General features: G+C 62.0%; 16 protein-coding genes. 4 read left to right on the top strand and 12 right to left on the bottom strand.

The annotated features are described in order from the left end of the window. Nucleotides 1-6 precede the first annotated feature (6 nt). The gene (locus RHA1_RS27965; RefSeq protein WP_011597853.1) at nt 7-1,431 is read left to right on the top strand and encodes a polysaccharide pyruvyl transferase family protein; all 1,425 of its coding nucleotides are present in this window, start codon (nt 7-9) and stop codon (nt 1,429-1,431) included. Here RHA1_RS27965 and RHA1_RS46440 read toward each other — a convergent pair. Then, nucleotides 1,373-2,071, bottom strand: coding sequence for a GNAT family N-acetyltransferase (locus tag RHA1_RS46440; protein ID WP_011597854.1), 699 nt, complete (start codon nt 2,069-2,071; stop codon nt 1,373-1,375). The genes RHA1_RS27965 and RHA1_RS46440 overlap by 59 nt on opposite strands. 286 nt (nt 2,072-2,357) lie before the next feature. Between RHA1_RS46440 and RHA1_RS27975 the strand changes: the two genes are divergently transcribed. Next, on the top strand, nt 2,358-3,470 hold the full coding sequence (locus tag RHA1_RS27975) for a glycosyltransferase (protein ID WP_011597855.1): 1,113 nt from the start codon (nt 2,358-2,360) through the stop codon (nt 3,468-3,470). A gap of 24 nt (nt 3,471-3,494) precedes the next feature. Here the strand turns inward: RHA1_RS27975 and RHA1_RS27980 are convergent, their stop codons facing one another. From RHA1_RS27980 to RHA1_RS28015, 8 genes are read right to left on the bottom strand one after another with little or no spacing between them, the layout of a single operon-like run. Continuing rightward, nucleotides 3,495-4,112 carry a YdcF family protein gene (locus RHA1_RS27980; RefSeq protein WP_011597856.1) on the bottom strand — a complete coding sequence of 206 codons (618 nt, stop codon included), beginning with the start codon at nt 4,110-4,112 and terminating at the stop codon, nt 3,495-3,497. 2 nt (nt 4,113-4,114) lie between these two features. Further along, nucleotides 4,115-5,479, bottom strand: a complete 1,365-nt coding sequence (locus RHA1_RS27985) for a glycosyl hydrolase family 28-related protein (RefSeq protein ID WP_011597857.1) — start codon at nt 5,477-5,479, stop codon at nt 4,115-4,117. Continuing rightward, complete coding sequence (locus tag RHA1_RS27990) at nt 5,476-6,870, bottom strand: tyrosine-protein kinase domain-containing protein (RefSeq protein WP_011597858.1); 1,395 nt, start codon at nt 6,868-6,870, stop codon at nt 5,476-5,478. Before RHA1_RS27990 ends, RHA1_RS27985 begins: the two co-directional genes overlap by 4 nt. A 5-nt stretch (nt 6,871-6,875) precedes the next feature. Continuing rightward, entirely contained in the window at nt 6,876-8,549 is a 1,674-nt protein-coding gene (locus RHA1_RS27995) for a hypothetical protein (protein ID WP_011597859.1), read from the bottom strand. Nucleotides 8,550-8,573: 24 nt separating this feature from the next. Then, entirely contained in the window at nt 8,574-9,578 is a 1,005-nt protein-coding gene (locus tag RHA1_RS28000; protein WP_011597860.1) for a CgeB family protein, read from the bottom strand. Then, a complete protein-coding gene (locus tag RHA1_RS28005; RefSeq protein ID WP_009478980.1) occupies nt 9,575-10,864 on the bottom strand; it encodes a lipopolysaccharide biosynthesis protein in 1,290 nt (429 codons plus the stop codon). Before RHA1_RS28005 ends, RHA1_RS28000 begins: the two co-directional genes overlap by 4 nt. Further along, nucleotides 10,857-12,038, bottom strand: coding sequence for a glycosyltransferase family 4 protein (locus RHA1_RS28010; protein ID WP_011597861.1), 1,182 nt, complete (start codon nt 12,036-12,038; stop codon nt 10,857-10,859). The genes RHA1_RS28005 and RHA1_RS28010 overlap by 8 nt, the downstream gene beginning before the upstream one ends. Beyond that, nucleotides 12,035-13,096: a glycosyltransferase family 4 protein gene (locus tag RHA1_RS28015; protein WP_050787404.1), complete on the bottom strand. Its 1,062-nt coding sequence runs from the start codon at nt 13,094-13,096 to the stop codon at nt 12,035-12,037. Before RHA1_RS28015 ends, RHA1_RS28010 begins: the two co-directional genes overlap by 4 nt. 299 nt (nt 13,097-13,395) lie before the next feature. On the opposite strand from RHA1_RS28015, the gene RHA1_RS28020 reads away from it, so the two are divergent. Next, nucleotides 13,396-14,244, top strand: coding sequence for a glycosyltransferase family 2 protein (locus RHA1_RS28020; RefSeq protein WP_011597863.1), 849 nt, complete (start codon nt 13,396-13,398; stop codon nt 14,242-14,244). A gap of 83 nt (nt 14,245-14,327) precedes the next feature. Here RHA1_RS28020 and RHA1_RS28025 read toward each other — a convergent pair whose 3' ends face one another. After that, nucleotides 14,328-15,776: a sugar transferase gene (locus tag RHA1_RS28025; RefSeq protein WP_011597864.1), complete on the bottom strand. Its 1,449-nt coding sequence runs from the start codon at nt 15,774-15,776 to the stop codon at nt 14,328-14,330. Further along, the gene (locus tag RHA1_RS46445; RefSeq protein WP_011597865.1) at nt 15,773-17,011 is read right to left on the bottom strand and encodes a methyltransferase domain-containing protein; all 1,239 of its coding nucleotides are present in this window, start codon (nt 17,009-17,011) and stop codon (nt 15,773-15,775) included. Before RHA1_RS46445 ends, RHA1_RS28025 begins: the two co-directional genes overlap by 4 nt. A 17-nt stretch (nt 17,012-17,028) precedes the next feature. Between RHA1_RS46445 and RHA1_RS28035 the strand changes: the two genes are divergently transcribed. Next, entirely contained in the window at nt 17,029-17,628 is a 600-nt protein-coding gene (locus RHA1_RS28035) for a dTDP-4-dehydrorhamnose 3,5-epimerase family protein (protein ID WP_016883431.1), read from the top strand. A 19-nt stretch (nt 17,629-17,647) separates the two neighbouring features. Here the strand turns inward: RHA1_RS28035 and RHA1_RS28040 are convergent, their stop codons facing one another. Then, nucleotides 17,648-18,688 (bottom strand): NAD-dependent epimerase/dehydratase family protein, encoded by a 1,041-nt coding sequence (locus RHA1_RS28040; RefSeq protein WP_011597867.1) that lies wholly within the window; start codon nt 18,686-18,688, stop codon nt 17,648-17,650.

Consider the following 18,688-nt stretch of genomic DNA (forward strand, 5'->3'; position numbering starts at 1 on the left):
GCCGATATGGAGAATCGCGAGTCCCGCGCAACGCCGACCGGCGGATCGAGCATCCGTGTTCTTCTGGAAAACGGCGAGTACTGGCTGAACAACAAGGGTGACCTGGCGATTCTCAACGTCACGGTGCGCAGGATTGCAGAGCGATGGCCCAACGCCACAATCGGTGTCCTCACCAGCAGATCGTCGCTGTTGAAGGCCTATGAGCCGAACGCGGAGCCGATTCGGTATCAGCAAGGCGGCGATTGGCCGAGACGGCGTGGTTGGGGAGGGCTGGCCGGCCGTTTCGGTCCCGAGGCGGCGGGACCCTTCCTCGAGGGGTGGGAAGCCGCGGCGGCCGCACCCGCGTCTCTCGTGCGGCGGGCACGTCGGGTCGTCCTTCGCGGGAGCGGGGGTAAAGGTACGAACGGTGAGTCCGGCGCGATGACAACGAATTCGGAACGGTTGCTACTGAGTCGTGACGGTGGGCGGCTGCCGAATGCCATCGACGGCGCATCTTTGGTGCTCGCGATCGGCGGTGGGTACCTTACCGATATCGATCGGTTCCAGACCGAGCGCACACTCGATTTACTCGAGTATGCAACGAATCATCGAATCCCTACCGCGATGGTCGGGCAGGGGATAGGCCCGATTCACGATCCCGCGCTGCTGGAACAGGCCGCTCGAGTGCTTCCGCAGGTCGATTTCATCGCGCTTCGCGAAGGACGGCGGGGCCCTGAACTATTGCATTCTCTCGGTGTTCCGGCCGAACGTGTCGTAGTTACCGGTGACGACGCGGTGGAACTCGGTTACTCGACTCGGCGCGGGGACCTCGGCACGGACATCGGCGTGTGTCTCAGAGTTGCGGATTACTCTCCGGTCGGAGCCGAGGTGCAGGAAGTGTTGGGTCGCGTCGTTCGGGACGTGGCCGCCGAATCCGGTGCTCGACTGGTTCCGCTGATCGTGTCCGAGTACGACGCCGAAGACCGTCGCTCGACGATGCCACTCCTCACCGGGTTCCCCGCCGTTGTACCGCCCCTAGGTCGTTTCGCCAGTGCGCAATCACTCTCGCGGCGGATCGCCCGATGCCGGATAATCGTCACGGGTGCTTACCACGTAGCGGTCTTCGCCCTGTCTCAAGGAATTCCTGTTGTCGGGCTGTCGACCTCACGGTATTACAACGACAAGTTCGAGGGCTTGGCCGCGATGTTCGAAGCCGGAGTCGAGTTGGTAAGGCTCGACGGGGAAGAGGTCGACGACCGACTTCGCTGCGCGATGCGCAGCACATGGTCGCGCGCTCCGGAACTGAGGGCTGGATTGCTGGGTCGGGCGGTAAGCCAGATCGAAGCGAGCAGAGCCGCTTTCGACCGTGCCGCGCAGCTTGTCAAGGGTGACATCACGACGCGGTCGAATTCGAATCCCGGGCCGACTTGGCCGCCCACATCGTCGACGTGATTGCCCACAGGTCGTGATCCTTGCGTCGACCGCCGACGTCGAGATAACTCGTCATCGTGCCCTCTCGCTGCATCCCGACCTGTCGTACGAGCCGGGTGGCAGGCTGGTTGTCGACGCATACCGGAGCAGTGACCCGGCGCAATCCGAGTATGTCGAACACATACTGCGCGAGGAGGTTCGCAGCTGCCAGCGCGATGCCCTGTCCTGCGAGAGTGGAATCGATCCACACGCCGACCTCTGCGCTCTGCGCTCCACAGTCGATGTGCTCGACGTTGAACTGACCGGCGAATCGGCCTTCAACCTCTATTACCAGCGGCAATGCGCGGCCTGCGCGGGCCTCCTTGCGCATGTGTAGAAGTTCGTCTATCCAGGCGCCCTCGGTGTGGCGCCGAGACCAGGATTTCGAAGACGACACCCAGAACGGCTCGATCAGATGCTGATCCCGTATCCGCAGGGTTTGCCACGCCGAGGCGTCCGAAAGCCTGGGCGAGCGAAGAGCAACGCGATGCTCGGCAGCCATCACAGGGCCAAGCCGGATTCCAGCGCTGGGTACACGGTGCGATCCGATCCGATGCCTGAGGGGCCTCGAATAAAGCTTGCCAGCCGCGACGAGGACCACCAATGATCGTGGAGGCTTCATGCTTTCACCTCTGGCCAGCAAGCCTGACTGAAGCAGTCGATCTGCCACGCCAGACGACGACGGTGGAGAGCTTGGAGTAAGCCTACCCGAACCGAGGTCCCGAAAACATGGGGGACGGCAGAGAAGGCGAACCTGGATAGGTGTCGCGACCTGCAGGAATGCGACTTTCGCTGAAGCCGGGCTGGTATTGTCGGCGGTGTTGGTCGACGGGTCGCCCGCGCAGATCCGAAAGGAAGGTGTGTAGCGTGACTCCCTCCGCCGCAGGCAACGCCCGACGGGATTCTCGATGACCTCTCCCCGCGTCGCGCTCGTTCATGAGCGATTTACCGAAGTCGCCGGTTCGGAGCATGTTGTCGAACAATTGTCAGCACAATGGCCGGATGCGCGCGTGCATGTGCCGATCGCGCGTCCGACGGGGATCCCCTCGGGACTGCGGAGGGCGCCGGAGACCACTTGGCTCAATCAGTTGTATCGACTCGGTGGTGAGCGGTCCTATGCGCCACTGATGCCGTTGATGCCGAATGCCTTCCGACGAATGGATATCGGAAATGCTGCCGCGGTGATCATCAGTCATCACGCATTTGCGACCCAAGCCGTTTTCGCGACTTCCGCCGCCACAATCGCCTATGTGCACAGCCCGGCCCGCTGGGCATGGGACAAATCACTCCGTGAGGGTGAAGCAGGCGGGAGAGCGGGCGCTGCCGCATTGATGATGCTCGCGTCGACAGCGCGACGTGCCGAGCTTGCTGCGGCTCCGTTGTTGAATCAATTGGTGGCGAATTCGACGACCGTTGCGCAGCGCATCAAACAGTGGTGGGGCCGCGATGCGGTTGTGGTTCATCCGCCTGTCGACACCGATGCATTCACGCCTGACCCCGCTACCCGCCGCGATAATTTCTTCTTGGTCGCAGGGCGCCTCGTGCCCTACAAGAGGCCCGACCTGGCAATTCTCGCCGCGAACGCCGCGGGGGTGCCCCTCGTGGTTACGGGGGACGGCCGCAGCCTCGAGTATTGCCGCAGTATTGCGGGTCCCACGGTTGTCTTCCTGGGGCATGTATCGCATGCGCAGCTGTTAGAGCTGCTGCGCCGAACTCGTGCGCTACTCATGCCTGGCGTAGAAGATTTCGGAATAGTCCCGGTGGAGGCCATGGCCTGCGGAACGCCGGTGATTGCGCTCGGCAGAGGTGGTGCAGTCGACAGCGTGGTGCCGCATGTTACGGGCCAATTCGTCTCCGGCGTTCTCGACGAAGAGATAGTGGCTGGTTTCGTGACCTCGATGCGCGCGTTCGACGGCTCGATCTATGACGCGGCTGCAATCCGTCAACACGCCGAGCTGTTTTCTCGTAGCATCTTTCGGCGCAGAATGCAGCAAGTTGTCGATGGCGTGCTGGCATTGTGACCGAGTTACACCGTGATTGGTATTTCAACACCCTCGATCGGTGAAGGCATTGAGGTATCCGGCGGATTGGCGGATGTACATTCCTGCCCAGAAGGGCAGCCCGGACGGGGTAGGGCTTGCGACCATTGTCACTTCGCCGTCGAAGCACTTTTCGACGATGTACCTCGCCCGAGAGATGTGGGGCGTGAATGTCACGACGATGATGTGATGCCACCCTTGCTGGGCGGCGCGGCGCCCAATCTCCTGGGCTTCTCCCTTTGTCGTCCACGGATCGGGCTCGAAGCAACTCACCACGAAGTCGAAGTGGCTATGGCAGTACTTGTCCATCGTCCTGTCGCCACTCCCGACGGAGTTCGAGATGACGAGTTGTGGTGCGTATCCGCGCTCGGCCAATTCGACGCCGATGTCGAAACGCTCGTACGGAGTCCCACCGAGAACCACAATGGCATCCGCTGTTCTCAACGGGTCGATCTGCGGACGTACGTAGACAGGCCAGCCCGCCGCCGTAATCGCGGCAGCAGTGGTGAAGAGGATGATGATCATCCAGAGTGCACGCTTGAACAGGGCCGGTGCCTTTGGAGAATGCGCACATTCAGGTTGTCGGCCCGACCGTGATTCGGGGTCGCGAGGCGAGCGGCGCATGCCTAGCCAGTCGGTCGGCGCCTACCGAGCGGGGCGGTCTTCACGCTGCCATCGGTCGAGACCGTCAGTCTCCAGTAGTTGTCGGCCGAATCCTTCAGCACGACTCCACTGTCGGCTCGGTCGACGAGCCACTCTCCGGTCGGCAGAACCGCGGAAAGTACTTCACCATCGGGGGATTGCGCCTGCAGGAGGTCAGCACTGTCAATGCCTGCGCGAGTAATCACGGTTCCTACGAAGGTAACTCCACTTACCTGCCCGCGACCAGTCACGCTCCACCCTTCAGGAAACGATTTCGGATCGATGTCGGAAGTTGTGCTGGAGAGCAGATTGACAGCGGTGCCGTCCGGACACCCCTCGGGATCGACGCGGACTTCGATTGCCGGGCGCTGGATATCCGAATCGAACTGGACGTTGGCAAGGTAGGGCTGTCGGCAATACACCATGTCCATACACACCGAGCGTGCTGCGACCTTGCAGTTGACCAGGCCGAACTGTGCAGGCCCACCACGATCGCGATTCCCGATCGACAGGGCGATGTCGGCGCCCTCGAACCATACATTTGTCAACCACCAATCGTTTGCCGCTCCGTCGATCAACACGTGCTTGTCCGTAGTGTTCGGATCGGTGTCGGATACGAATTCGACGTTGACCATTGACAGCCCGGCACTATGATCATTTCCCGTCCCCAGGACTCCGACGTAATTGCTCGTAAACTTCGAGGAGGTGACGTAGTTCTGAATGCATCTGGTCGTGAGCCCGATTCCGAAGTTGTTGACATCGCAATTGATGAACGCAGTGCCACCCGTGTTCTGGTCGAGTATGACCCCTCGCTGCTGTGCAAACTCGGGATAGTTGCTACTGACGTGTCCGCCGCGGAATACGACGGAATCGAACGAGCATCTGAAGCATTCGGACAGGGACACCGCCGCGCCGGTTGCGCCGGTCACGTAGATCCCCAGGCGCTTGAAACTCACCCGATGCTTTCCTCGAAGTGTGATCAATGGTCCGTCCCCGGCGTAACCGATGGTCGTGACGTCGCTGCCGTCCCCGATGACAGCGGCGTAGTCGGGCAGGTCAGGCCATGCAGTGACGCGGTAAGCACCGGCGGGCAGGTAGAGAACCAGGGGGCCCTCGCCGACCGCACAAGCGGTGGCGATCGCCGTCGTGTCGTCGGCCTTGCCATCGCCGACAGCCCCGAAATCCCGGACGTTGCGCGCGGAGGGGACATCGGAGACGTGTGGCGAGGTGAACTCGACAGTCGGTTCCTCGGCTGATGACGTACACGCGGCAGCCGCCAGTGGTAGTGCTGCAGCGACACCCAGTGAACGAGCCAGCAACCGCCGCCGATTCAGGACATCGTCTGTCACCGGTCCGCCTCGAGTGTGTCTGCCGTTGCATCGAGGACGATCGCGGGTTCCTCCTTCTGCGGTTCCGTGCCGGTGTTCCATGTTCGGATTGGTCCGCTGTTCTGCCGGCGGAAGATCTTGCGGAGCCAGTTGGCGTGCTTCTTCGATATTGCTACGGCTCCGATCAGCCGGGATCCACCTTGATCGAACGTCGCCAGTGCGCCGAGTACCTGCGGCGACGTGGATCTTCCCATTTCGACGACAGCGACTGTGCCGTCGCAACGCCCGGAGAGCGTCAATGCGTCGGCGGCAGATCCGACCGGGGCGGCGTCGATGACGACGTAGTCGAAGTCGAAACGGAGTGCGGATACGATCTGGGTGAGGCGCTCGGATGCGAGCAGATCACTGGTTCGATCGTCGACAGATCCGATGGCCAGCACGCTGATCCCGGAGTCAGCGCATGTAGACAACTCGTCGACGGGGGACGAAGTCGTGCGCAGGAGGTCTGCGAGGCCCGAGTCGGACACGGGAAGATGGTTGGAGATGCCACCTCCCGTGGTATCGGCATCGATCAACACGACCCGCCGACCGCTGTCTGCGAATGCCTTCGCGAGCATGACCGAGACATCCGGTTGTGAACGTGCCGAGAGACTTGTGAGCAACACTGTCATCCCGCTGTCGCCACCACCCGCCTGGATCAATCGAGTGCGCAGTCGCCGAGCCTCCCCGATGGCACCGGGTTCCCCGACATCGAGAATGGCGAGAACGGGGATCGGCAGAATTTCACCGAGCTCATGCGATGTCCGGATCGTGCGGTCCATGCGGTCCTTCACAAGCGCCGCCAGACAACCGAGCGCCAATCCGGCGAGCAGGCCGATACCGAGCAGCCGCCGCGAGTTGGGTCCATTGATCGCGACGGGATCTGTGGCCGGATCGACGACCGAAACTCTTGCAGCAGGAGCCGCGTCGGTCTGGATGGTCTCCAATTCGTCTACCAGTCTTCGAAACTGAGCTACCACGGCGTCGGTCAACATGACGGCACCCTCGGCCGTCGAATCGGTGACCGTGACGTCCAGCAGCGCGGTGGCCGGGGGGAATGAGGCCGAGATCTTGCCCTGCAGCTCGCCGGCAGACATCGGCAACCCGAGTTGGTCGACGACGCGTTGAGCGACGTTGGAACTCGCGGCGAGGTTTACGTATGACGTCACTCGCTGCTGGGCGGCTAGACCACCCTGGTAGACGTCGTTCACCGACGTTCCGGTTGCCATCGTCACATACAGTCGGCTGGTCGATTGATATGTGGTCGGTTGCATGGAGCTGTAGCCGACGGCGCCCGCCACACAGAGAATTGTGATCGCCGAGATGAGAATCCAGCGGCGGCGAGCTATGTGCAAATAATCGATCAATCGCATGTCCTTCAACCTTTCGACCCCGCCGCGTCGACGAGTGTGTGTGGCGGCTCTTGCGGGTTCTGTTTCGACGACGCTTCAGTGCGCCTTCGGTATTCTCCGGCGAGCAGGTAGACAATCCAGACGAGAATGGCCACCTGAAGTGACTTTCCGAGGAGGTCGATTCTGCCCAGAATTCCCCGCTCGAAGGAGACGGGAGCTTCGCGCGTTCTCGGTGGACCGACCGTGGAGGGCGGGGTGATCGCCGACTGCGCGGGCCGGGCGATCGGCGAGATCGGCAGGCCAGTCCAATCTTTCGACCCCGCCGCGTCGACGAGTGCGTGTGGCGGTTTCTGCGGCTTCCGTTTCGACGAGGCTTCAGTGCGCCTTCGGTACTCTCCGACGAGCAGATAGACAATCCAGACCAGAATGGCCACCTGAAGTGACTTTCCGATGAGTTCCATGCTGCCCAGAATTCCTCGCTCGAAGAAGACGGGTACCTCGATCAGCATGAGACCCATAGAGATCGGAATGATGTGCCGTGAATGCAGCGCACGTACACCCGCCAGCACCAGTACGAAGGTGAAGACCACGCCGAGGACGACTCCGGGATACCCGCCGACTACGAAACCCTCGTTGATGTTTCCCTCTGCCAGTGAGACGGACACCCTGGTCATGTCGACAGACGACCCGCGAACTTCGATTGCCCACGCGGTCCCGGACTGGAACTTCGCGGTCCCGAGGAGCTGTTCCGGCACCATGCTGATGAGCGCATGGTGTGCGACGTCCGACAAGGTGAGCCAAGGCCGTCCGCCGAGGTAGTAGCTGTCCGTCGCAGCCTCGAGGAGATCGAATCTGCGCAGGATGCTGAGGAATGGCTGCATGGCTACGGGATAGTTCGCATCAAGCATCTCGGACTGTGCTCGCGCGAGAGCGGAAGCCTTGATGGCCTGCAACCAGCCGAACGCGGCTATTCCCAGAACCGAGATCGCCGCGATCGCGGCGACCTTGACCCTGGACCATCCGGTGAGAGCGAAGCGCACCGCAATCGCGAGCGCGGCGCCCATGATCGGTGTCTTCGATTCGATTGCGACGGTCCACATCAACTCCATGACGGTCAGCGCACCGATCACCGCGAGAGCAACTCTGCGATTGGCCGGTCGGTAGAAGACGATCAACCCCAGGGCACCGATTACCGCCATCAGCGTCACGAAGCTGAGTAGCGGGTTCGGGCTTTGTGTTTGGCCCGCGGAGGCGGTGGAACCTGCTGCGTACGATACAACTCGCCCGAGAACACCGATTGCGTAGATGGTCCACAGTGTGGGAATCAGATTCCCGTCGTCGGCGGATCGCACGGAATTCCTTGCGGCACGGTCACGTCCTGCGCGATGCCGGCTCCAGACCGCGTAGGCCACAACGACGATCGCGTACACCCACAGGCCGAACGCAACGGGCCGCAGCACCATCGCGATCCCGTGGTCGTAGCCGATTGTGACCAGTCGTGGATCGGCGATGCTGTCACCGAACCGTGGTTGAGGTCGCACCCATAGGAGGACCATCGGACGCGCAACGTAGGACAGGCTCCAGTACGCCGCCTGCGCGACGAGGAAGACGCGTGCGATACCGTGAACGTACGCAGCGGCGACGACTATTGTCGCCAGTGCGCCTATGACGAGCAGTATCTCGAAGTCGGGGTTGCTCATAATTCGCGTTCCGATACTCGATGGTCAGCAGATTTCATCGACGATCTCTCGGGCACGATCCACATATCTGTGCCTACCCTCCACGATCCGCCGGAAACCCGACTCTGCAATCTTCTCTGCCTGCCCGGGACTCATCACGCACCATTCCAGGATCTCGTCCAACTCGTTCTCGTTCGAAAACAGGAGACATTCCGTGCCCTCCTCCAGAAGTTCCGCATGTTCGCTCGTCCTCTCGCCCACGAAGAGTCCGCCGGACGCGGGCACTTCAAAAGTTCTGCAGGTATGTGTGTCCCGGTTGTCGGAGTTGAGCAGAACGAGGTTCGCCGTCACGGACGCGATTTCCGAGGCGAAATGCTCTCCGTACACCGGACCCGCGACTTCGGCACTGGTGACCCGCAACTCGGGCACACGGCACCAGCCGGGCCCGCGAACGAGCAAATTCTTGCCGTACTTTCGTGCCAGTGAGATCAAGCGATCGCGACGGTCGGGACGGCAGGCTCCGATGAAGCCGACGACGTATCGTCGGGAGTCTCGTCGTGCCGAGAGGTGGTGCCACGCAGGGTCATATGCGCTGAGCACGAACTTGACGGCGCGCGCACCACGTTCGAGTAGCTCAGGGACGTTGTGGCGCTTGGTCGTGACGACGAGGTCCCATTCGCTCTCCAGTTCCAGGTAGCCGGGCGATGTGTTGTAGGGGTTGGAGGTGTCGTCGGGGCTGTAGTGAACATGGAACTGCGCCGGGACGTCGAGGAGACGCCGTTGGTCGAGGAAGACGGCCTTGAATCCGAACACCATGTCGGGTTTGAATTCGGCAGCGATGGCATCGATGCGCGATTGAACGGCTTCGATACTCCAGCGCGCCCGCCGGTGAGTGGCCTTCGCGTAGATCCACGGGGGTGACATCCGCGGAGGAAGTGACACCGACGTCGAGTCGACGACGACAACGTCGTGTCCCGCCTGCCGGAACCCGTTGGCGAGCGATCGAGCGTTGCTTCCGACCCAGTCGTCGCCGACATACAGGATCTTCATAGCCGATTCTCCTTGTGAACCAGCGCGACCTCTGTGGCGGTGCCGCCGGCATTGCGTTCTTTTCGCTCGCGACCGGCGAGTCGCCGCATCCGGACGACGTACCACAGCGCCACGGAGAACTCGCAGCACAATGTGCCGTAGACGAGGGCCCACACCGATTGTGTCAGTGCAGCGACGAGTAGTGACGCGGCTGCGACGAAGGTTCCGATGGTTGCGCCGATCAAGACGCCGCTCGTGTCCTGCTTGACGGGTAGGACCGCGGTGGTGACAAATGACGTCAAGGCGGTCGCGGGCAGTATGAGCACCTCGACTCGCAGGAGCGGAATGGCCTCGGAAAAATCGCTTCCGAAGACGAGGTTGATCAGGGCCGGCGCCGCAATCCATACCGCGACCGTCGCAACTCCGGCCGCGCAAAGACATACGATAAGCGCCTGGGTTGCGCGTCGCCAGAACTGATCGTCGGTGCTGTGGCGGGCCATGCGTGGCAGTAGCGCAAAGCCTATTGGATCGAGCAAGGACTGTATGGCTCGCACCAGCCGATCTCCGGCAGAATACAGGCCGATGGACACCGCGTCGAGCACCGAGGAGTACACCGCAACAGCGCCCTGCCCGTAGCTTGCTACGAGCAGACGTGAGGTGAGGACGGGTGCTCCCATTCGGAGAATTGTCGTCACCTCGCGTGGACGACATGGGCGGCCGAACTTCTTGAGAGAGTCCCTCCAGGTCAGTGCGACGGTCAGTGTGGACGACACGAGTAAGCAGAGGATGGCGACAGAGGGATGGGGCAGGCGCGGGAGCAACGACATCAGGAGTGCGAGGTACGCGATTCGGCCGACGCCCTGATATGCCATCGACGCTCCGAATCGGCCTTGCCCTATGAGAACCCAGTCTTCGGAGATGGACCAGAAGCCGCCGGCGAACAACCCGAGCAGAATCATGTGAAGGTGGATATCGACGCCGTAGACGAGGCTGGCGAGTAAGGCGGCACCTATGGTCCCGAGAATTGCCGCACGGATTACGAGATAGTTTCCGCGGAGCTGATTGATGTCTGCGCTGTGGACCATCGCGGCGAGAAACTGGGTGATCCCGAGATCGACGAGCAGGGATCCGATGAAGTAGGAAGACATTCCGATCGCGAGAAGCCCGAGTCCTTCGGTTCCGAGAACTCGCGCTATCAACGGAAGCGTTACCACCGTGATCACATACTGGCCGTACTTCCCGAAGCTCACGAAAGCGATGTCACGCACGACAGTGACGATGTGGTTTTCTCGTCGGTCGTCAGCCATGCGCTGCTCGCTTACGTTCCGGCGTGGCAGACACGGTGTCGAGAAATGACGCTATATCGCGAGCGGACTCGGCAATATCGAAATAAGTTGCGCGTCGTCGGCCCGCTGCCGAAAGACGTCGACGAAGCTCACGATCGCCGATCAATGTATTCAGCGCCGCTGTCAGTTGCTCCTGATCACCGCCGTCGACGAGTAACCCGTTGATCCCCGACTCGACGATCTCGGTCGGGCCGCCTGGGCCCGAGGCGATTACCGCGCAGCCCGCGTTCATCCCCTCCACAACGACCTGACCGAACGGTTCCGGGATGACGGAACAGTGCACCAGAATGTCTGCATGCCGCATGTAGGCGTCAGGGTGGTCGACGTGTCCCGTAAAGATCACTGGAAGGTCGAGTTCGTGTCCGAGACGCTCCAGGCTTTCACGAAAAGCTTCCTCGCCGAAGAATGTCCCTCCGACGAGATAGACGCACTGAGGTCGAACAGTCGTATCGGCCAGCGCGCGCAGGAAAACGTCCTGCCCTTTCCAGGGCGTCAAGCGCCCAACGGCGACGACAACAGTTTCGGATGGGCGACGTTGGCTCACGTGATCGGGAAGCCTGCTCGGTTCGACGCCGGGGTAGGCGACGAGCGTTGCCCTGTGCCAGGCGAACAGCGTACTCATCGTCGATCTGCTGTTGGCGATGTAGCCTCGGCTGAACACCCAGCCGAGCCCGCGAACTACGCTGGCGAGGAGACCCCCGAAGTATTCGGCGGATATCCGGTCGTGCACCTGCCATACAAGTGGGATCCCGGCGCGTCGCGCAGCGACTGCGCCGATGACCAATGCCTTGGTACTTTCTGCGACGAGAACTGTCGCCCCTGTCGCCCTCGCGGTCGCACCGGCCGACCATCCGATCTTGGCGAGTCCGAAGAATCCCAGGATCAGTCGGCGCAAGCTCCTGCTTCGGACGGTCACGGCGCGGCTGTCGAAAGTGTTTGGCAAAATGATGGTTTCCAGACCGGCCTCGCGCATGCGATCGACGACTGGCCCGCCCTGAGCACAGGCCACCGAGACATCGACGCGTCGCCCCGTGTCGCCTGATCCGTTGTCGCGAAGAGCGATTGCCAATCGAAGTGTCGCCAACTCGGCACCAGAGGGTGCGGCTGTGTGTGTGATGAACAGGGCCTTGGTCATGAGACCAGTTCCTCGTACATCGAGATGTGTTGCTGCGAGGCGGCGTCCCAGGAGAACGATTCGGCGTGAGTGCGACACTGCCCGGGACCGGGCATGTGTCCGTCCAGAGCCCGGACGATGCGCTCTCCGAGCGCATCGGCGTCGCCGGGGGGAACGATCAAGGAAGGGTCGAGTTCCTGCACGGAGTCAGGTAATCCGCCGCACTCGGTCACGATCGGGGCGCGCCCGGCGGCCAGGGATTCCAGCGCAATGAGCCCGAACCCTTCCAACGCAACGGATGGCACGACGGTCAGAGCCGCCTGCCCGTACAACTGAGCCAGTCGTCCGTCGGTGGCAGTTCCCTCGAATGTGATCGAGTCCAGGTAGCCAGCCTCGGCAGCTTGTCCTCGGAGGGCCGATTCTTCGGTACCTGTACCGACTATCACCAGGCGGGCGTCGGGATGGGCAGCGATGACGGCTCGCCACGACCGGAGCAGAACATGGATACCCATCCTCCGCTCGAGGCGTCGAACACAGAGGATGGTGCATGACGCCGAGGGAGAGTCCGATGGGCGAAAGCGGGCGAGATCGACACCAGGAGGAATAACCCTGATCTTGCGTTCCGGAACCCGATAGCACTCGACGAGCAGATTCCGGAAGTGCTTGGACAGCACGACGAAGCGGTCTGCGCCGGCGTAGCGGAGCCGTTCGATCCAGTACTTCGACCGCGCAGTGATCTCACTGGCCCCAACGATGCGACTTTCGGCTGCCCAGGGCCCGTGAAAGTGGACAACGAGGGGATGTTTGCCATGCGCGCCGATCGCCGAGCGCCCATATAGGCAGAAATGGCGGTCGATGACCGCGTCCGGCGGTAGAGCGCTGGTGTCGCGAAAAGCGGTATATGCGCGGCGCAGTGTCGATGCACCGACCGGGCCCCACGAATGCCCGCCCTGTTCGGGCTTACCGAACGCTGCAGCGGAAACATCGACGCCCGGGCGTTCATTCAGTGTGGAATACAGGTCGGTGAAGTATCGGTTCAATCCACCATGTCCCGACGTGAACCACTCCGCCCCCGTCATATGGAGCCGCAGAGACCGAGTGTTGTCGAGTTGTGGACTACCCACCGTAAAGTTCATGTCGCGCCGGCTGTCGTTGCTATTGCGCTGTCACGCCGGTCCATTCGGTACCGGATTACTAAACTCTACATTGCTGTGCACGGACGCGCGATGTCGTTGCCGGACTTTCGCAATGCTCGTTCGGCCCGATGTCTCGAGCCGCTCCGCGTGATAGAATCGAAGGCAGTCCTGTCACCAGGAAGCATTGGTGCACAACGAGATCATGATTGTCGCTCGCGTCGAGGGTTTGGTGGAGAATAGCGATGGCTGCTGCCACGGTTTCCGTCTGCGTTCCGGCATACAACGCCGCCAGCACTCTCGAAGAGACGGTGCGATCGGTCCTCGACCAGGACGTCGAAATCGATCTGGTAATTCTCGACAATGCGAGCGAAGACGCCACACAATCTATTGCGCGCTCGTTCAGCGACCCACGGGTGCGAGTCTTTTGCAACGACGTAGTTCTGCCGATCGGCGCCAACTGGAACAGGGTAGTGGGATTCTCGACCGGCCGATTGGTGAAGGTCGTCTGTGCGGACGATGTCCTGATGCCCGGATCGCTCGAAATGCAAATTCGTGTAATGGACGATCCGGCAATAGCTCTCAGCTCCGCCAAGTTCGACGTGATCGACGAGGGTGGGGCGCTGCGTGAGTCGCGATTGGGGATTCCCGGCTTGGAGGGGCTCCATACTCCGCGCACTCTGATGAGGACAATTGTCCGACGAGGGCCGGCCGACTTCGGACCGACAGCGGCCGCGATGTTCAGGCGAGAGCATTTTGATCGTGTGGGCGGATTCCGCGGTGATCTCGTTTTCCCCATGGACGTTGATCTGTTCGCGCGAGTGACAGCCTTCGGGATGTTCTTCGGGATGTCCGAGCTCGTGGCTGCGTGGCGGGACTCCACGTTCAACATGTGCAGTCGGACATCGACGGTCAGCAAGTTGTCGGATATGCTTCGCTTCCATCACCGAATTGCTCGTGACTATCCCGAGTTCGTCTGTCCTGCAGATGTTCTTGCTGGTGATATGCGGCTGATGAGAGCGGCGGTTCAGCGGCTCGCCGTGCGATCCCGCACCGTTGTGGCGCGAAGGACTCGGTTGCAAGTCGACTGCTGAGTCGCCCTGGGTGCCGTAGCCATGGGTGCCGTACTGTGTGCCCACTTTCCGGCGGAATTTCGCCATTGCACATCTGTCGCTGGCTACTTTCCTCCGAGTTTGATCACCGCCACTGCCGTCAGGAGTAGTACCTTGACATCGAACCACATGCTCCAATTCTCGATGTAGTAGTTGTCGAAGCGGGTGCGATTCCCGATCGACGTGTCGCCGCGTAGGCCGTTGACTGCGGCCCATCCCGTTATTCCCGTCGGTACGCGGTGGCGCGCTGCATAATTGGGAACCGTGGCCCGGAACTTGTCGACGAAGTGGGGACGTTCAGGCCTCGGACCGACGAGTGTCATGTCTCCCCGAATTACATTCCACAGTTGCGGCAATTCGTCGAGCGAGGTCGCTCGTAGGATCCGACCGAGGCGCCCGATCCTGGCGTCATGTGCAATGCACCAGTGGGTAGCGGATTCGTGGTCGCTTGCCGGGTTCATTGTTCGGAACTTGAGAAGTTCGAATATCCGGTCGTCCAAGCCGACTCGCTTCTGTCTGAACAACACCGGTGCCGATCGGTCCGAAAAATACACCGCGACGGCGATCGCGAGAAGTGTCGGGGCCAACGCTACAAGCATCGCCGCGCTGAGGACTCGGCCCATCCATAACTTCACCCGCCACAGGAACGATCGGTGTGCCGCTCGCCGAAACTTCTTCAGTGGGACGGCACCGATGTGTTCCATGTCGCCGGTGACCGCCGTGAGCTCCCACAGTCGGGGAACTGCGAATATTTCGCAGTCGATGCGGTCGCATTCACGCAACGCGTGGATGATCGCGCCGTCGACGGCGTGGGGAAAGGCGAGTACCGCCGTGTCGATGTGGTGGGTCGTAAGGTACTCACACAGGTTCCCTCGCAGTGGGGTGATCGGTACGTTCCCATTGTGCGCGGTCTCGGCGAGTAGGGAGTCGTCGAGAAGTCCGATCAACTGCAGTCCACATGACGGCTCAGCGACCATACTGTTCGCCAGTATCTTCGCGACAGGTCCTCCACCGATGATCACCGTTCGACGACCACCGCGGAGCCTCCGTCTGAAGTAGCGTTCGACCGCGTTGGTGGCGTTGCGGGACAGTACGAGGGCAAAGAGGGTTACTGCTGCCAGCTTGACGGCGCCCACCAATGTGCCGTTCGGGGTCAAGATCACTGCCGTGCCCATTGCTGCCAGTGTGCTTGCGAGTGCAAGTCGGGGCAGGGTGTCGAGTACTGAGAGCGTCAGGTGGGGGTGGTACGCACCTGTGAGCGCCAGGATCGCCACAATTATCGCTGCGAACTGCGCGGGACGATCGATCCGTGTCACTGAACAGACGATCGACAGCACGATGAAGTCGGTCGCGATCGGTAACAGGTAGGTTCGTGCACGCTTGCTCGACAAGGGTCGGCTGGGAGCCGGCAGCGAATCCGGAACGATGTCTGCGGAGTGGCGGACCGCGCGCGTCAGGGTAGGTCGTGGATACAAGGGTCCGATTCGCAATATCCGACGGGTGCTGGTGGTCATGGCTGTACTTCATCTCGGTTGCTGGCGGTTGAACGCGAATCGAGCAGGCCGTCTCGGGCCATCTGCGTGCCCGCGTATGTATCAGGGTGTCTCGGCGCCGGGTGCTCCCGACTCCGAGGTCCGACGAGCGCTGGAGCCGGGACGCGTTGCGTCTCAGATGGCAGGACCCACCGTCCGGAGAGTTCCGGATAGCGCTGCGACACTTCGGGAAGTAGATCCGGCAGCGTGAGCGCAACCTTGTCCGGCTGAGCGCGAAGTAGTTGCTCAGGCGAAATGATCGGCACATCGGTGCCGGGCATTCGCCGCCCTTGTTTGGCGGTGGATGCGTCGGCTACGGCCGCGACAAGGCCTCGGTCGACGCCCGCGTGGGCGAACAGTGGTACGGCCCGAGATGCGGCGCCATAGGCAAACACTCGACAATGCCGCTGTGACATCGCTGTCAGCCAGTCGCGAAAGGCTGTCGCATTCGTGTCCGCGGCGAGTTGCAAGGATTGCACGGTGACGGGGTTCGTGACTCCGATCATGCGCTCATCGGCGAGTATGCGATGAACACGGGGTGTCGGGGGTGCGCACGGCGAACGGCGTGCGGCGGCCAAGACCGTGCCGCCATAGAGGTCGAAGACCCAGGCGTGTGTGAGGTGTAGTCCTTCGTCGGTCAGTAACCGGCGCAGTGAGGTCAAGGAATAGTATGCGAAATGACCGTGCCGGAGTGCCGTCCACTGCTGATGCTTCACAATCGTAGTGAGAGAATGAAATTGGATGAGCAGGGTGCCGTCTGGGTCGAGTGCCGCTGCCCGCGCCGACAAGGCCACCCGCTGGTCGGGTTCGTGCATCATCCCGAAGCAATCGATCACCACAGAGGCTGTCCGGCGGTCTGTCGCGACACGGAACCCCCGCGAGGTGAGCAGTGGTAACCATGTTCCGCCGTGTGGGCTGCCGAACTCGGTGACGGTGTCGCCCGTGAGGTATCCGGCATCGGCGACGGCACGGACAGCTGTGCATGCTTGCGTTCTCAAAGCCTCTGGTTCGACGCCACGTGGCTCCTCCGGAACGGTGTCGTCGTCGACGAGCTGAGCAAGGCCGCACTCTCGACACAACGCCATTGTCAGGCGGTGCGCCGATTCGGCCGCGGTGATCGGACTACCGACAGGAGGGAAGAAGTCGGCCGCGGGCATCGAACCGAGATCGAGTACCCGATCGAACACGGCAACCCCACAGCCCCGACAGGCCATCATGTCGGAACCTCGGTGCGATGGAATCGGTGACCGACCCGGCCCTTGTGCGCAAGAATTGCAGCGTGCATGTTGAAACCACCGAATTGACGGATGTCCGGGTATTCCGGCCCGTGCCCTATCGCGACGACAGAGGTCTCTTCACGCGTACGTTCGAGGCCGGCCAGTTCGATGAACATATGAGCGAGACCGGAATTCTGGCCGCTGATTTCCTGCAGGATTCGCAGTCCCGGTCGTGGCGCGGCGTGGTGCGGGGCATGCATGGACGCGCAAATCCCGGTGAGGCGAAACTTGTCCGGTGTGCTCATGGCGCAATTTACGACGTCCTGGTCGATATCCGCAGGGGGTCGCCGACGTTCGGGCAGAAGGAGGCATTCCGACTCGACGACGTGGACTTCGCGCATCTTTATGTCCCGCCCGGATTCCTGCACGGATTCCAGGCACTCACCGAGGTCGCGGATGTGTGCTATCGAATCGATCGTGAGCACGATCCGACGGCTGACATCGCGGTGGCCCACGACGACCCGTCTCTTGCGATAACGTGGCCGCTTCCGGTCTCGCTGATCAGTGACCGCGACGCCGCGGCGGGGAGTTGGACGGCCTTGCTCGAACGGTTGTGATGGTTTCTGGGAGTTCGCGTCATTCATGGCCGGCCCCAACTCGCTGGAACCGCAGGGACTCATCGAGTTCACCGGCGCGCTCGAGTTGCTGAAGATGGGCGAGTCGGGTGAAGCGCTGCGTGAAGAGCACGTCCGTGAGGCCCCAGCGGGTACACCGGTCGTACAATTCGGCCGCTCCGTCGACGATGCTCCATCGCGGCACGAAGTCTTCGAATGCCGTGCGGATGGCCGAGAAGTCGACGCGGTAGGACCGCGGGTCCGCGCCGGTCTCTCCCGTAATCAGCACTTGTGAGCCGGGGACCGCCGCGGCGGCGGCCTCGGCGATCTGTGCCACCGTCACATTGTTGGTCTCGGTCCCGACGTTATAGGCGGCGCAGTGGATCCGATCGACCGGCGCGGTGAGTGCACACGCGAACGCGGTGGCGATGTCCTGGGCATGTACCAGCGGGCGCCACGGCGTGCCGTCCGACGAGACTCGCACTGTGCCCGTCAGCATCGCGATACCGACCAGGTTGTTGAGGACGATGTCGGCGCGGAGCCGGGGGGAGAATCCGAAGGCGGTCGCGTTGCGCAGGAAAACCGGAGAGAACCCGGAGTCGGCGAGTTCGGCTACGTCTTCCTCGACGCGCACCTTGCTCTCGGCGTATGGCGTGAGTGGACGCAGTGGTGCGGACTCCGTCACCAACTCGTTACCGGCCGAACCGTATACGGAGCATGTCGAGGCATACAAAAATCGCCGCACACCGGCTTGCTTCGCCAGGCGAGCCAGCCGGACGGACGCGCGATGGTTGATTTCGTACGTGATGTCCGGCGCGAGAGACCCCAGCGGGTCGTTCGACAGGGCAGCGAGGTGAATTACGGCATCGAAGCCGCACAGATGCTGCTCTGTCACGTCCCGCAGGTCTACCCGGAAAGAGGGAGGGTCGGCGGGTGCAGGACCGAGTACGCATCCGGCGAAGAGTCCGGAATCGAGACCCACGACGTCGTGCCCGCGCGTCTGCAATACCGGAACCATGACCGAGCCCAGGTATCCCTGGTGGCCGGTAAGGAGCACTCGCAT

It is taken from the genome of Rhodococcus jostii RHA1, assembly GCF_000014565.1.
In the GTDB taxonomy this organism is placed as follows: domain Bacteria; phylum Actinomycetota; class Actinomycetes; order Mycobacteriales; family Mycobacteriaceae; genus Rhodococcus_F; species Rhodococcus_F jostii_A.